Annotated in this window: 14 protein-coding genes; 8 read left to right on the top strand and 6 right to left on the bottom strand. The window is 36.6% G+C overall.

Annotated features, from left to right (window positions below):
- Positions 1-58 precede the first annotated feature (58 nt).
- Positions 59-1,087: a small ribosomal subunit biogenesis GTPase RsgA gene (rsgA, locus tag ACGH46_RS10125; protein WP_411605531.1), complete on the top strand. Its 1,029-nt coding sequence runs from the start codon at positions 59-61 to the stop codon at positions 1,085-1,087.
- Between the two features lie 108 nt (positions 1,088-1,195).
- Here rsgA and ACGH46_RS10120 read toward each other — a convergent pair whose 3' ends face one another.
- Together ACGH46_RS10120 and dauA are read right to left on the bottom strand one after the other, a co-directional pair.
- Positions 1,196-1,744: an HdeD family acid-resistance protein gene (locus ACGH46_RS10120; RefSeq protein WP_220215987.1), complete on the bottom strand. Its 549-nt coding sequence runs from the start codon at positions 1,742-1,744 to the stop codon at positions 1,196-1,198.
- A gap of 187 nt (positions 1,745-1,931) precedes the next feature.
- Entirely contained in the window at positions 1,932-3,605 is a 1,674-nt protein-coding gene (gene dauA, locus ACGH46_RS10115) for a C4-dicarboxylic acid transporter DauA (RefSeq protein ID WP_220215986.1), read from the bottom strand.
- A gap of 268 nt (positions 3,606-3,873) precedes the next feature.
- Here dauA and ACGH46_RS10110 point away from each other — a divergent pair, with 268 nt between their 5' ends.
- Positions 3,874-5,253 (top strand): histidine-type phosphatase, encoded by a 1,380-nt coding sequence (locus ACGH46_RS10110; protein WP_411605529.1) that lies wholly within the window; start codon positions 3,874-3,876, stop codon positions 5,251-5,253.
- Positions 5,254-5,342: 89 nt separating this feature from the next.
- Here the strand turns inward: ACGH46_RS10110 and dtd are convergent, their stop codons facing one another.
- From dtd to rpsT, 4 genes are read right to left on the bottom strand one after another with little or no spacing between them, the layout of a single operon-like run.
- Entirely contained in the window at positions 5,343-5,777 is a 435-nt protein-coding gene (gene dtd / locus ACGH46_RS10105; protein ID WP_220215984.1) for a D-aminoacyl-tRNA deacylase, read from the bottom strand.
- Positions 5,778-5,784: 7 nt separating this feature from the next.
- Positions 5,785-6,627, bottom strand: a complete 843-nt coding sequence (locus tag ACGH46_RS10100) for a virulence factor BrkB family protein (protein WP_220215983.1) — start codon at positions 6,625-6,627, stop codon at positions 5,785-5,787.
- An 8-nt stretch (positions 6,628-6,635) separates the two neighbouring features.
- Positions 6,636-7,304, bottom strand: a complete 669-nt coding sequence (locus tag ACGH46_RS10095; RefSeq protein ID WP_220215982.1) for an SPOR domain-containing protein — start codon at positions 7,302-7,304, stop codon at positions 6,636-6,638.
- Between the two features lie 34 nt (positions 7,305-7,338).
- Complete coding sequence (gene rpsT, locus ACGH46_RS10090; RefSeq protein WP_025316521.1) at positions 7,339-7,602, bottom strand: 30S ribosomal protein S20; 264 nt, start codon at positions 7,600-7,602, stop codon at positions 7,339-7,341.
- 229 nt (positions 7,603-7,831) lie between these two features.
- Between rpsT and pgk the strand changes: the two genes are divergently transcribed.
- The 6 genes from pgk to rplL all read left to right on the top strand — a co-directional run bounded on the left by pgk (position 7,832) and on the right by rplL (position 12,617).
- The gene (pgk, locus tag ACGH46_RS10085) at positions 7,832-8,995 is read left to right on the top strand and encodes a phosphoglycerate kinase (protein WP_065559751.1); all 1,164 of its coding nucleotides are present in this window, start codon (positions 7,832-7,834) and stop codon (positions 8,993-8,995) included.
- A 74-nt stretch (positions 8,996-9,069) separates the two neighbouring features.
- Positions 9,070-10,149: a class II fructose-bisphosphate aldolase gene (gene fbaA, locus ACGH46_RS10080; protein WP_065559750.1), complete on the top strand. Its 1,080-nt coding sequence runs from the start codon at positions 9,070-9,072 to the stop codon at positions 10,147-10,149.
- A 175-nt stretch (positions 10,150-10,324) separates the two neighbouring features.
- The gene (gene rplK / locus ACGH46_RS10075; RefSeq protein ID WP_065559749.1) at positions 10,325-10,753 is read left to right on the top strand and encodes a 50S ribosomal protein L11; all 429 of its coding nucleotides are present in this window, start codon (positions 10,325-10,327) and stop codon (positions 10,751-10,753) included.
- Positions 10,754-10,756: 3 nt separating this feature from the next.
- The gene (gene rplA, locus ACGH46_RS10070; RefSeq protein ID WP_065559748.1) at positions 10,757-11,458 is read left to right on the top strand and encodes a 50S ribosomal protein L1; all 702 of its coding nucleotides are present in this window, start codon (positions 10,757-10,759) and stop codon (positions 11,456-11,458) included.
- A 234-nt stretch (positions 11,459-11,692) separates the two neighbouring features.
- Entirely contained in the window at positions 11,693-12,190 is a 498-nt protein-coding gene (gene rplJ / locus ACGH46_RS10065; RefSeq protein WP_025316516.1) for a 50S ribosomal protein L10, read from the top strand.
- Positions 12,191-12,248: 58 nt separating this feature from the next.
- On the top strand, positions 12,249-12,617 hold the full coding sequence (gene rplL / locus ACGH46_RS10060) for a 50S ribosomal protein L7/L12 (protein ID WP_065559747.1): 369 nt from the start codon (positions 12,249-12,251) through the stop codon (positions 12,615-12,617).
- Positions 12,618-12,701 lie beyond the last annotated feature (84 nt).

The raw sequence follows: 12,701 nt of genomic DNA, 5'->3' as shown, positions 1-12,701 counted from the left end.
TTTTAATGCCGAGTAGTGTAGCATATCTGTCAAACTGTTTAGTAAAAAATTCGTAACTGTGGCAAAAAATCAATTATCAAAAAATCAAAAAAGGCGTGTAGCTGCTAAACATCAGCAACGATTAGAGACAAGACAAGATGACAACTTGTCGAGTTTTTCGTTGCCGCGTGAAGGTGTCGTTGTGAGTCGTTATGGTAAATCCGCTGACGTCGAAGATGATACTGGACTAATTTATCGTTGCAGTATTCGCCGTACCTTACCGTCGTTGGTTACCGGTGATAAAGTAATATGGCGAGAGAGTTTGGAACCCAATACTAATGGTATTATTGAGGCGGTACATCCTCGACACTCAGAATTGGTGCGTCCGGATTTTTATGACGGTGTAAAACCTGTCGCAGCCAATGTCGATCAGATTATCATTATATCGGCAGTTTTACCGGAATTATCCTTGAACATTATTGATCGTTATTTAGTGGCTTGTGAAGCAACCAATATTCAGCCCATAATTGTGTTAAATAAAATTGATTTACTTACCCCTGAACAGCGTACTGAGATTGAAAAGCAGTTATCAATTTATCGGGATATTGGTTATCCGTTATTGTTTGTCTCTTGTCAAAATCAGCAAGGGTTAGCCCCTTTGCAAGATGCGTTGCAAGGAAAAGTGTCTATTTTGGTTGGTCAGTCTGGCGTAGGTAAATCAAGCATTATTAATCTGTTATTGCCTGAACAGGCACAATCAGCTTTAACAGGCGATATCTCTGAATTATCGGGTCTTGGTCAACATACCACAACCTCTACACGGCTTTATCATTTACCCAATGGTGGCGATATTATTGATTCGCCGGGGATTCGTGAATTTGGATTGTGGCATCTTGAACCTGAACAAGTTATTCATGGCTTTATAGAGTTTGATGATTATTTAGGCGGGTGTCAATTCCGTGATTGTAATCACTTAAATACACCAGGATGTTTGTTACAAAAAGCGGTACAAGAAGGAAAAATAGCACCATCGAGACTTGATAATTATCATCGTATTTTACAATCCATGAAGGATGTGAAGGCTAAAACAAATAAAAGCTATAAATAGCCTGCTTTTCAATACGTTCAGAAAATGACAGTGAGATTGAATGAGTTAGAAAACATTGCTCATAATCCCAAAACACTTGATTATGAGCAATTAGTATAGTTATTTTAACTATTGGCGCTTTTTAAGTGCAAAACCGATAGCAACATACGCCCAACCTTGGAAAATAAGGTCAATTCCTAAAAACATGCCCAATACCCAAAGACTATCGTATGGCCAGCCGGCAATAATCATTAAACCTAAAATTAGCGTAATAATCCCCGATGCTAAAATCCATCCCCAACGTGGTATTTCTCGGTTATTTAATGAAGCAAATATTTGTGTAAACCCACTGATAACCAGTAAGAGTGAAATCAGTAATGTAAATGCAGAAGAAACGGCAATAGGTTGGAAATACGCCATTAATCCGATAAAGATATACAAAATGCCCATTACCGCCCATAAGGCTGTTTGACCAAATCCTTTAATATTAAAGGCATGTATTATTTGTGCAATACCTGCAATTAAAAGTAATGAACCGATAAAGTAAACAGAAAAGACAGTTGCAATAAACTGGTAGCCTAATGCTAAGCATCCCAAAATAATTAAAATCACACCGATAAAAATAAACCAGCCTGTTTTTTGTTTAAGATCTTGAGTGTTATTTTCAGTAGATATCATATTAAATTCCTATTTTATATGGTTAACTTTCGGTTGTAATCAACATAGCCTTTCAATTCAAACTTGCCAGACGTTTTTAGCGAGCGAAAAGAAAGCATGACGGAGGTAATGCTAAATGTGCAAAGAAAATGCGTACTATTTCCTTTACGTATAATAATTAATCAATATAATAAAACTAATTGTCCTTTTAATTTTTATCTTTCAGTGCTTCATCTAATGTTGAATAAAACATTAATTTATTCGAAATCGGTATAAACTTGGCTCTGGCTAATGTTTTCAATGGTTGGAATTGTAATTCACAAATAGATAAATCTACTTGTTCTGGCAATTCATCAACAAAATGGCGTAATGCATTAAGCCCACCCGCATCAAGAATAGGCACCGCATCCCACTGTAATACGATGTGCTCATAGCCATTTATCTTCTGATAGATTTCGGAAAAGGTACGTTCAGCGGCGGCAAAAAATAGTGGTCCATTAATGCGAAGTACTAATGTTTTTTCACTGCTTCGATTGAGTTCAACCAATCGTGTCATGTGTGCAATACGACGCATAAATAGGATTGAAGCTAACACTATGCCAAGTGTTATAGCAATAACCATATCAAATAATACGGTTAAAGACATGCAAATAAGCATGATTAAAATATCATCTTTAGGTGCGCATTTAATTATATATATCACTCGTTGTACAGCGCTCATATTCCATGCCACAATTAATAACAAGGCCGCCATTGCTGATAAAGGAATATAGGATAATAATGGTGCAAAACAAATGAGTGCAAGCAATACTACAATCGAATGCAGCACAGCTGCAATAGGTGATGTTGCGCCTGCTTTGACATTAGCAGCGGAACGGGCTATAGCGGCTGTTGCTGAAATCCCTCCAAAAAACGGCGCAATGATATTGCCTAATCCTTGTCCGATAAGTTCACTATTTGAGTGATGTTTTGTATGGGTCATTTCATCTAATACGACGGCACATAATAATGATTCAATCGCGCATAGCATTGCCATTGTAAGCGAAATTGGAAGCAGAGCGGATAACATTGACCAATCCCATTTAAAATCAGCGTGCTGCCAAGGTAAGATAAATTCGGGTAAAACGGACGGGATACCATGACCGATGCTATTATCAGGTAAAATATAGGTAAATCGAGAACCGATAGTTTCAATTTCATAGCCAAATTGATTCAAAATAAACATGACCAAAATACCCGTTATTAATGCCGGTAAATGCCCGGATATTTTTATTCGAAGTTTCGGCCACACAATTAGTACTATCAGTGTTACAATCCCTACTAAAGTATCGGCAAAATTAATGGTTGGAAAGGTTTTAACTAAAGCGGTTACCTTGCTAATATAGCTTTCCGGCATGTGTTCAAGTGTTAAACCAAAAAAATCTTTGATTTGCATGGTGGCGATAGTTATTGCAATGCCAGAGGTAAAGCCTAAAACAACAGGTAAAGGAATATATTCAATTAATCGACCAAGTCGAATTACTCCCATAATAATTAGAAAGACACCGGATAATAAGGTCGCAACAAGTAATCCAGACAAACCAAATTGTAATGAAACGGGATATAAAATCACGACAAATGCCGCTGTTGGGCCCGATACGCTGAAGCGTGAACCTCCGGTTAATGCAATGACAAAACCTGCAATTATTGCGGTGTAAAGCCCATGTTGTGGTGGAACACCACTCGCTATTGCTAAAGCCATGGCTAATGGTATAGCAATAATACCAACCGTAATACCAGCAATTAAATCCTTAAAAAAACGGGTAGATGTGTAACGATCTTTTATGCACGCTGCGATAAAAGCGCAACAAATTTTGGTGCCAGTTATGCCATATAATTTCATTATTTTATTCGACTAATAGAAGTTTTTTGAAATGCTTACTAAGATAATCTTTTTTACAAAAATTAAAAGAGTGTTATCAAAATAATTTATATCGTCATTTAATTGCGTTAGGCAATTTTCCAATTGCGGTATAATGAATTTATCAAAGATGATTCTATAAATTGTTGCTAATATGCTTTTTCTATTGATTTGATACCGGTAACGTTTAAAAATAATGTCGTAGACTCATTCGCTTTTCTCGATATGGTATGATTAGTAGGAGCAATGTATGGTAGTAATTAATCAAAACGTGTTTGTTCATTCTTCTAGGGGAATAGGTACAATTATGTTACTTGCTTTCTCTTCATTTTGTTTTGCATTACCACAACTAGCAGGCTCAAAAACCGCCTATCATTATGATACTAAGCAAACCATTACCCCAGCTCCAAAAGGCTATCAAGCATTTTATATTAATCATATTGGTCGTCATGGTTCTCGCTATATTAGTAAATCAAAATATGAAGAGATTGCCTATCAAACATTATTATTAGCCGACAAAGATAATCAACTCACTGATGAAGGAAAATCATTACTCAAGCAAGTTTTGTATATTAAACAGTTGAATAATAATCACTATGGAGAGTTAACCGATTTAGGGCGTCAAGATATTGGTCTCATCAGTCAGCGAATGTTAAAAAATAATCCAACGGTCTTTAAAGGACATAACATTGCGGTGATTTCATCTACGTCGCCCAGGGCTAAAGAGACGGCTGAAATTTTTGTCCAACCCTTTAAAGCAAAATATCCTCATATTCAAGTCACCACCCAGCCCGAAAATGGACAAACGTTGTTACGCTTTTTTAACTATTCGCCTGCTTATGATAAATATAAACAGAGTAAAGTGGTTAAAAATGCTTTAAAAGAAATTAAATTTTCACCTAAAACTATCGCACTGAGTCAAACAGTTGCTATGAAATTTTTTACCCTTGATTTTATTGAAAAATTAAATGTTGGAATGGATATTGGTGAATATAATTCGATTAAAACCGAAGATTTTAGTCTGGCCGTTTATCAACTCTATCAAGAGTTACAGGCATTACCTACTGAGGTATTAGTTAATCATCAACTTAATTTTGATGATTATTTTTCAGAGGAAGCAAATGCGTGGTTTAATACAGTTGTCACTGCCAAAAATTATTTACAAATAGGTCCGGCATTTGATGCCAATGGTATTCAAATTAAAATTGCAGCACCGTTATTAAGGGATATGCTAATGACAGCCGATACTGCAATTACCAGTAATAATGTTGATGCTAATTTGCGTTTTGCTCATGCAGAGACGCTTTCACCATTAGCAACGCTAATGGAAATAGAGGGTACAACAAAAGTTGCTAAGACGCTATTTGATTATCCGACTGTCTGGCATGCAGAAAAAATAATTCCTATGGGCGCCAATATACAATGGATTTTTTATAAAAGTGAACAACCACATCATCCGATACTAGTTAAAATCTTATTAAATGAACAAGAAGTCCATCTGCCAATTAGCACCCAACAATATCCTTATTATCATTGGCAGGATGTTAAACAGTTTTACACCAATAAATTAAATCAATTAGGCTTAAATGAAAATCAACCCGATATCGATATGCTTAAGAAAATAAAATGATTTTAGATTGAGTATATTGTAAATGACTGTTTTGCTGAATTAGGTGAAGTAGATACTATTCCTGCATAAGACTATGATCCGTTAAATGACTAAACCTGAAGCCAGAAGGTTACCGGTCCATCATTAATTAATGATACTTGCATATCTGCTGCAAACTGACCGGTTTGCGTCTTAATATTTTTTTTGCATTGCTCAACAAAGAATTGATACAGTCTATTGGCATCTTCTGGTTTAGCTCCTTTGGTAAAGCTTGGACGCATTCCTTTTTGGGTATCTGCAACTAAAGTAAATTGGGATACAACAAGAACTTCCCCTTGAGCTTGATTAACATTAAGGTTCATCTTGCCGTCGCTGTCACTGAAAATACGGTAGCCAAGAACTTTTTCACATAATCGAATTGCTTTTTGTTCGTCATCATCTTGCTCGACACCGAGTAATATCAACAAACCATGATTAATTTTTCCAATAATCTGATCTTCAACAGTGACAGAAGCTTGTTTAACACGTTGGATTAAGGCGATCATAAAAATATTACTCCGGTTGAGTTTGGTTATCCGATATTCGTTTTTTAGTGCGGTTAAATTCGGTTAAGGTTGCGGCAAATTCAGCGCCAAATAAGACAATACACCAAGAACAGTAAATCCAAACAAGCATGATTGGAATGGAAGATACTACGCCATAGATTAACTGATAAGTTGGAAATGAACTTACATAAAACGCAAAGGCACGTTTACCTATTTCAAACAATATTGCTGCAACAATGGCACCAATGAATGATTCTTTAAAAGGAACGGATTCAGTAGGTATAATACTGTAGAGTAGCCAAAATCCAACGACAGAAATAATAAACGGTAAACTACTCAGCATAATATTTCCTGTTGTGCCAGTTGATAACCAGTTTAACGAAAATATATATGAACTGACCGCTACACTTGAGCCCGCTAAAATAGGTCCCAAAGTCAATATTGTCCAGTACATGGTTAGATTATACATAAATGAGCGTTTACGTTTCGTTCTCCAAATATGATTAAGCGCACTATTAATTGAGTTAATAAGCAATAATGAGGTAACGATTAATCCCACTATGCCTACTACCGTCATCTTCTTCGTATTGGCAATGAATTGTTCTAAGTAATTTTGGATGGTATCACTTGCGGTAGGAACAAGATTACTGTAAATGAGCTGTTTTAGCGATAGGCTAATTTCATCAAACATTGGAAAAGCGGATAATAATGAAAAAATAACAGTAATAAGCGGAACGAGTGCCAGTATTGTGGTATAGGCAAGGCTGGCAGAGGATGTGGTCAACTGATCTTGATTGATTTTAGCCCACAACATTTTTAAGAACAACGTTATCTGCTGAAATGTTTTCATGGTTTTTTCTATTTGTTAGAAAGAATACAATTATTGATCCCACTATTTTTTAGTGAGCTCAACGCTTTATCAGCTTCGCTTTTGCTAGTATAGGGTCCAGCTGTAACACGATATAACTGACCAGAAGAAATATTACCATTTATACCTACCATAGCAAGTTGAGCTTTTAGAGTGTCTGCATTGGCTTTTTCCTTAAAAGCACCACATTGTAATGTCCATTTTGTTGTTGTCGATGATGTTTGATTGGCATTCGATCGTGTATTGGTGTTATTCGCAAAACTGTCTAAAATTTGTTGTCGTTCACTTGCAACTGAATTCGATGTTGCGTTTGAACTGGCATTGGGCGTTTCTAACGCTTTAAGGTATGTCCAACGTTCCTGAGGCTGCTCTGGCAAGGTAACGGCAGGTGGAGGCGTTTTGACTTTTGGTTGTTCAGCGGGTTTGTTAGGTTTATTATTGGTAATAAAATAAAGAATGGCAGAAAATAAGACAATAAGGGCAATTGCCATAAATATCATAAATTTTGGCATAAAGCTTGATTTGTTTTTTTTCGGTCGACTTTTTCTTCTTACATAATCACGCTGAACCACAATATACTCTCTTGTTCTTTTTTTATTGATATGGAATAACTGATTAGTATACAAATAAAAAAAGTGGCTTACACCACTTTTTAGCATTTTTTTAACTATATATGGTTAACAGATGAGGGCATTAAGCCAATGCTTTAATCTGTTTAATTAAATTTGCTTTATGACGTGCAGCTTTATTTTTGTGGATTAAGCCACGAGCCGCTTGACGGTCAACAACTGCTTGCATGTCTTTGAATGCTACTTCAGCTGTTTGTTTATCACCAGCTGCAACAGCTGCGTAAACTTTTTTGATATAAGTACGCATCATTGAACGGTTACTAGCATTATGTTTACGGCGTTTTTCGGATTGAACCGCACGTTTTTTAGCTGATTTGATATTAGCCAAAGTCAACTCCCAAGTTTAAATAAAATTACATATTAATAAGGCGGCAAAATATGCCTGATTTTCTGCCAGTTGTCAATGCCGTTACATAAAAAATTTGCAATTTATAAATTACACATTGATGACAAACGTTTACTATTTGAACAATAATCGCTATAACCTAAAAAGAATTTTTATGTTAGAATACATGAAGTTTATTTTTATTTATATTTTTTTATTAAGAGGAAGTCTCATGTCTGTTATTAGAATGCAAGATCTTGATCTAAAAGGGAAACGTTTATTTATTCGTTCAGATCTTAATGTACCAGTCAAAAATGGTAAAGTCACTTCTGATGCACGTATCAAGGCATCATTACCGACAATTGAAGAAGCAATCAAAAAAGGCGCTAAAGTGATGGTGACTTCTCACATTGGTCGTCCAACAGAGGGAGAATATAACCCTGAATTCTCATTGCAACCAGTCGTTGATTACTTAAAAGAACATGTTTCATTTCCTGTCCGTCTTGTTAAAGATTACCTTGATGGCGTAGATGTTAAAGAAGGCGAATTAGTGGTTCTTGAAAATGTACGTTTCAATGTAGGTGAAGGTAAAGATGATGAAACGTTATCTAAAAAGTATGCCGCACTTTGTGATATCTATGTAATGGATGCATTTGGAACAGCTCACCGTGCTCAAGCTTCAACGCATGGTGTGGGTAAATTTGCACCTATCGCATGTGCTGGCCCTTTATTAGCTGCGGAACTTGATGCATTAGGAAAAGCACTTGATAACCCAGCTCGTCCAATGGTTGCGATTGTTGCGGGTTCTAAAGTATCAACTAAACTTACTGTACTTGATTCGCTTTCAAAAATCGCTGATCAAATTATTGTCGGTGGCGGTATTGCTAATACTTTCATTGCGGCTGAAGGTTATAATGTAGGTAAATCGCTATATGAAGCGGATTTAATCCCGGAAGCGAAAAAATTGATGGCTAACTGCCATATTCCTGTTCCAACTGATGTACGTGTTGCGACTGAATTCAGTGAAACAGCAACGGCTACAGAAAAATCAGTTTCTGATGTTAAAGAAAATGAACAAATTCTTGATTTAGGTGATAAATCAGCTGAAGCATTAGCTGATATTATTAAAAAAGCGAAAACCATATTATGGAATGGTCCAGTTGGTGTATTTGAATTCCCTAATTTCCGTCGTGGGACTGAAATTGTTGCTAAAGCAATTGCTGATAGTGAAGGTTTTTCAATTGCTGGTGGTGGTGATACGTTAGCTGCAATTGACTTATTTGGAATTGAAGATAAAATTTCTTACATCTCAACTGGTGGAGGTGCCTTCCTTGAGTTTGTTGAAGGTAAAAAACTTCCTGCTGTTGCAATGTTAGAAGCGAGAGCAAAAGCATAATATAGATTCAGTAAAAAGGATGAGATGATTACTCATCCTTTATTTTTTATAATAATTAAATCATAGGTAATAAAATGGCTACAAAGATTTCTGATGTCGTTAAACCCGGTGTTGTAACTGGTGATGATGTTCAAAAAGTATTTCAAATCGCTCGTGAAAATAACTTTGCTTTACCAGCAGTTAACTGTGTTGATACCAACACAATTAATGCGGTAATTGAAACAGCGGCAAAAGTAGGTTCCCCTGTTATTGTTCAATTCTCAAATGGTGGTGCACAGTTCATCGCTGGTAAAGGTCTTAAATTAGAAGGACAAGAATGTGCAGTACTAGGCGCTATCTCTGGTGCAAAACATGTTCATTTAATGGCTGAAAAATATGGTGTACCAGTGATTGTTCACACTGACCACTGTGCAAGAAAATTACTTCCATGGGTTGATGGCTTACTTGATGCTGGTGAAACTCACTTTGCTAAAACCGGTAAACCACTATTTTCTTCACATATGATCGACCTGTCAGAAGAAACATTAAAAGATAACATTGATATTTGTTGTCAGTATCTTGCTCGTATGTCTGCAATGAAAATGACATTAGAGCTAGAATTAGGTTGTACTGGTGGTGAAGAAGATGGTGTGGATAACAGCCATATGGACAGTTCAGCACTTTATACTCAACCTGAAGATGTCGCTTATGCTTATGAGCGTTTAAGCGAAATTAGTCCTCGTTTCACTATCGCTGCATCATTTGGTAACGTGCATGGTGTATATAAACCAGGTAATGTTAAATTAACACCAAAAATTTTAGATAACTCACAAAAATACGTATCAGAAAAATTCAACTTACCTGAAAAATCACTGAACTTCGTATTCCATGGTGGTTCAGGCTCAACACCTGAAGAAATTGCAGAAGCAGTTAGTTATGGTGTTATTAAAATGAATATCGATACCGATACTCAATGGGCTAACTGGGCGGGTATTTTAGATTACTACAAAGCAAATGAAGCTTATTTACAAGGTCAATTAGGTAATCCTGAAGGACCTGATGCGCCAAACAAAAAATACTATGATCCACGTGTTTGGTTACGTAAAGGTCAAGATTCTTTAGTTGCTCGTTTAGAACTTGCATTTAAAGAACTTAACGCTGTTAACGTACTTTAATTAACGTTTTCATTTTTAATACAAAGTGGGGAATCGCCTACTTTGTATTAATTGTTCATAAAATAAATCTTGCATTTGTATATCAATTGTAGGATAATTCTGCCCTCATTTAACTTAGGGGAGCTGTCTATTTATATAATAGAAGCGTTAGCACCCGAGAGAAGGAAACCAAAAAATGGCAAAAAAAGTACAGGCTTACATCAAGTTGCAAGTTGCAGCTGGTGCAGCAAATCCTAGTCCACCAGTTGGTCCAGCACTTGGTCAACATGGTGTTAATATCATGGAATTCTGTAAAGCATTTAATGCGAAAACAGAAAGCATGGAAAAAGGTCTACCTATTCCAGTTGTTATTTCAGTCTATTCAGACCGTTCATTCACCTTTGTTACTAAGACTCCTCCTGCGGCAGTACTATTAAAGAAAGCTGCTAAAATCAAGTCTGGTTCAGGTGAGCCTAACAAGAAAAAAGTAGGTAAAGTAACGAGTGCTCAAATTCGCGAAATCGCTGAATTAAAAGCTGCAGATATGAATGGTGCTACCATTGAATCAATGATGCGTTCTATTGAAGGAACCGCTCGTTCAATGGGCTTGGAAGTGGAGGGTTAATCGATGGCTAAATTATCTAAGAAAGCTAAACTTATCCGCGAAAAAGTGAATGCAACTAAACAATATGAAATCAACGAAGCAATTGCTTTATTAAAAGAGCTTGCGACTGCTAAATTTACTGAAAGCGTTGATGTTGCTGTAAATTTAGGTATTGATTCACGTAAATCAGACCAAAATGTTCGTGGTGCAATTGTATTGCCACATGGTACTGGTCGTAGTGTTCGTGTAGCTGTGTTTACACAAGGTGCAAATGCAGAAGCAGCTAAAGAAGCGGGTGCTGAATTAGTTGGTATGGACGATCTTGCGGATCAAATTAAAAAAGGCGAAATGAATTTTGATGTCGTTATCGCATCGCCAGACGCTATGCGTGTAGTTGGTCAATTAGGTCAAATTTTAGGACCACGTGGTTTAATGCCAAACCCTAAAGTTGGTACTGTAACGCCTAACGTTGCTGAAGCAGTAAAAAATGCGAAAGCAGGTCAAATCCGTTACCGTAACGATAAAAATGGTATTATCCATACTACTATCGGTAAAGCTGATTTTGATGCAGCTAAACTTAAAGAAAATTTAGAAGCATTACTTGTTGCGTTAAAACGTGCAAAACCAGCATCTTCTAAAGGTGTCTTTGTGAAGAAAGTAAGTCTTTCTACTACTATGGGCGCTGGTGTTGCTATCGATCAAACAACATTGAATGCATCTGTTTAATTAATCATTATTAATTAAACAAAAAAATCGGTTGGTGTCTGGCCTTAACCAGACCCCGTCCAAGACCGTAGGTGTAATTGACGTTTAATTACTTAATTTTCCTACGTAGACGGTGACAGAACCTGATAAGATATAATACAGGAATTCTGCTCATCGTGGTTGTGCTAACTATATTGTTATAGTTAGTTTAAATAAGTCTAGGCTTTGCCTAGTTTTAATCCAGGAGCAAAACCAATGGCACTAAATCTTCAAAATAAACAAGAAATTGTTGCTGAAGTTAATGAAATCGCCAAAGGTGCGCTATCTGCAGTTGTTGCCGATTCTCGTGGCGTAACTGTAGAAAAAATGACTGCATTACGTAAATCTGCTCGTGAAGCGGGTGTTTATATGCGTGTTGTTCGTAATACGCTATTACGCCGTGTTGTAGAGGGCACTCAATATGAGTGTTTAAAAGATACGTTTGTTGGTCCTACTCTAATTGCGTTTTCAAACGAGCACCCAGGTGCTGCTGCGCGTATTTTTAAAGCGTTTGCAAAAGAAAACGATAAATTTGAGATTAAAGCCGCAGCCTTTGAAGGTGAGTTAATTACTGCAGCGAACATTGATCGCTTAGCAACATTACCTACTTATGAAGAAGCATTAGCTCGCTTGATGTCAACCATGAAAGAAGCCGCAGCTGGCAAATTGGTTCGTACTCTTGCAGCTGTTCGTGATCAAAAAGAAGCTGCTTAATTAGCAGTATGATGACGAATTTTATTAATTAAAAATTGTAAATTTGGGAAACTATATTATGTCTATCACTAAAGAACAAATTTTAGATGCAGTTGCTGAAATGTCTGTAATGGACGTTGTTGAACTAGTATCTATGATGGAAGAAAAATTCGGTGTTTCTGCAGCAGCAGCAGTTGCAGTTGCAGCAGCAGGTCCAGCTGAAGCAGCTGAAGAGAAAACTGAATTTGATGTAATCTTAAAAGATGTTGGTGCAAATAAAGTAGCTGTTATCAAAGCAGTTCGTGGTGCAACTGGTTTAGGCTTAAAAGAAGCTAAAGATCTTGTTGAATCAGCTCCTGCAACAGTTAAAGAAGGTGTTAGCAAAGCTGATGCTGAAGAACTTAAAAAGGCACTTGAAGAATCTGGTGCAGCTGTCGAACTTAAATAAGTTAATCGATAGCAAGCTAAATGGCTGGGGGTTTTACCTCCAGCCTTTTTGCGCTGTAAAAAGTCGAAGAATTTTATTTGAAGA

This window comes from Gilliamella sp. CG22 (assembly GCF_046635725.1).
Lineage (GTDB): Bacteria > Pseudomonadota > Gammaproteobacteria > Enterobacterales > Orbaceae > Gilliamella > Gilliamella apicola_I.
The sequence above is the reverse complement of the archived record's forward strand: the minus strand, read 5'-3'. Positions and strand labels throughout refer to the sequence as shown.

Bases quoted from the DNA above. Each gene is read 5' to 3' on its own strand.
- ACGH46_RS10100 (WP_220215983.1), bottom strand. From the start codon at position 6,627: ATGAAAACATTTCAGCAGATAACGTTGTTCTTAAAAATGTTGTGGGCT.
- rplA (WP_065559748.1), top strand. From the start codon at position 10,757: ATGGCTAAATTATCTAAGAAAGCTAAACTTATCCGCGAAAAAGTGAAT.
- dauA (WP_220215986.1), bottom strand. From the start codon at position 3,605: ATGAAATTATATGGCATAACTGGCACCAAAATTTGTTGCGCTTTTATC.
- ACGH46_RS10120 (WP_220215987.1), bottom strand. From the start codon at position 1,744: ATGATATCTACTGAAAATAACACTCAAGATCTTAAACAAAAAACAGGC.
- rplJ (WP_025316516.1), top strand. From the start codon at position 11,693: ATGGCACTAAATCTTCAAAATAAACAAGAAATTGTTGCTGAAGTTAAT.
- rplK (WP_065559749.1), top strand. From the start codon at position 10,325: ATGGCAAAAAAAGTACAGGCTTACATCAAGTTGCAAGTTGCAGCTGGT.
- fbaA (WP_065559750.1), top strand. From the start codon at position 9,070: ATGGCTACAAAGATTTCTGATGTCGTTAAACCCGGTGTTGTAACTGGT.
- ACGH46_RS10095 (WP_220215982.1), bottom strand. From the start codon at position 7,304: ATGCTAAAAAGTGGTGTAAGCCACTTTTTTTATTTGTATACTAATCAG.
- ACGH46_RS10110 (WP_411605529.1), top strand. From the start codon at position 3,874: ATGGTAGTAATTAATCAAAACGTGTTTGTTCATTCTTCTAGGGGAATA.
- pgk (WP_065559751.1), top strand. From the start codon at position 7,832: ATGTCTGTTATTAGAATGCAAGATCTTGATCTAAAAGGGAAACGTTTA.
- dtd (WP_220215984.1), bottom strand. From the start codon at position 5,777: ATGATCGCCTTAATCCAACGTGTTAAACAAGCTTCTGTCACTGTTGAA.
- rplL (WP_065559747.1), top strand. From the start codon at position 12,249: ATGTCTATCACTAAAGAACAAATTTTAGATGCAGTTGCTGAAATGTCT.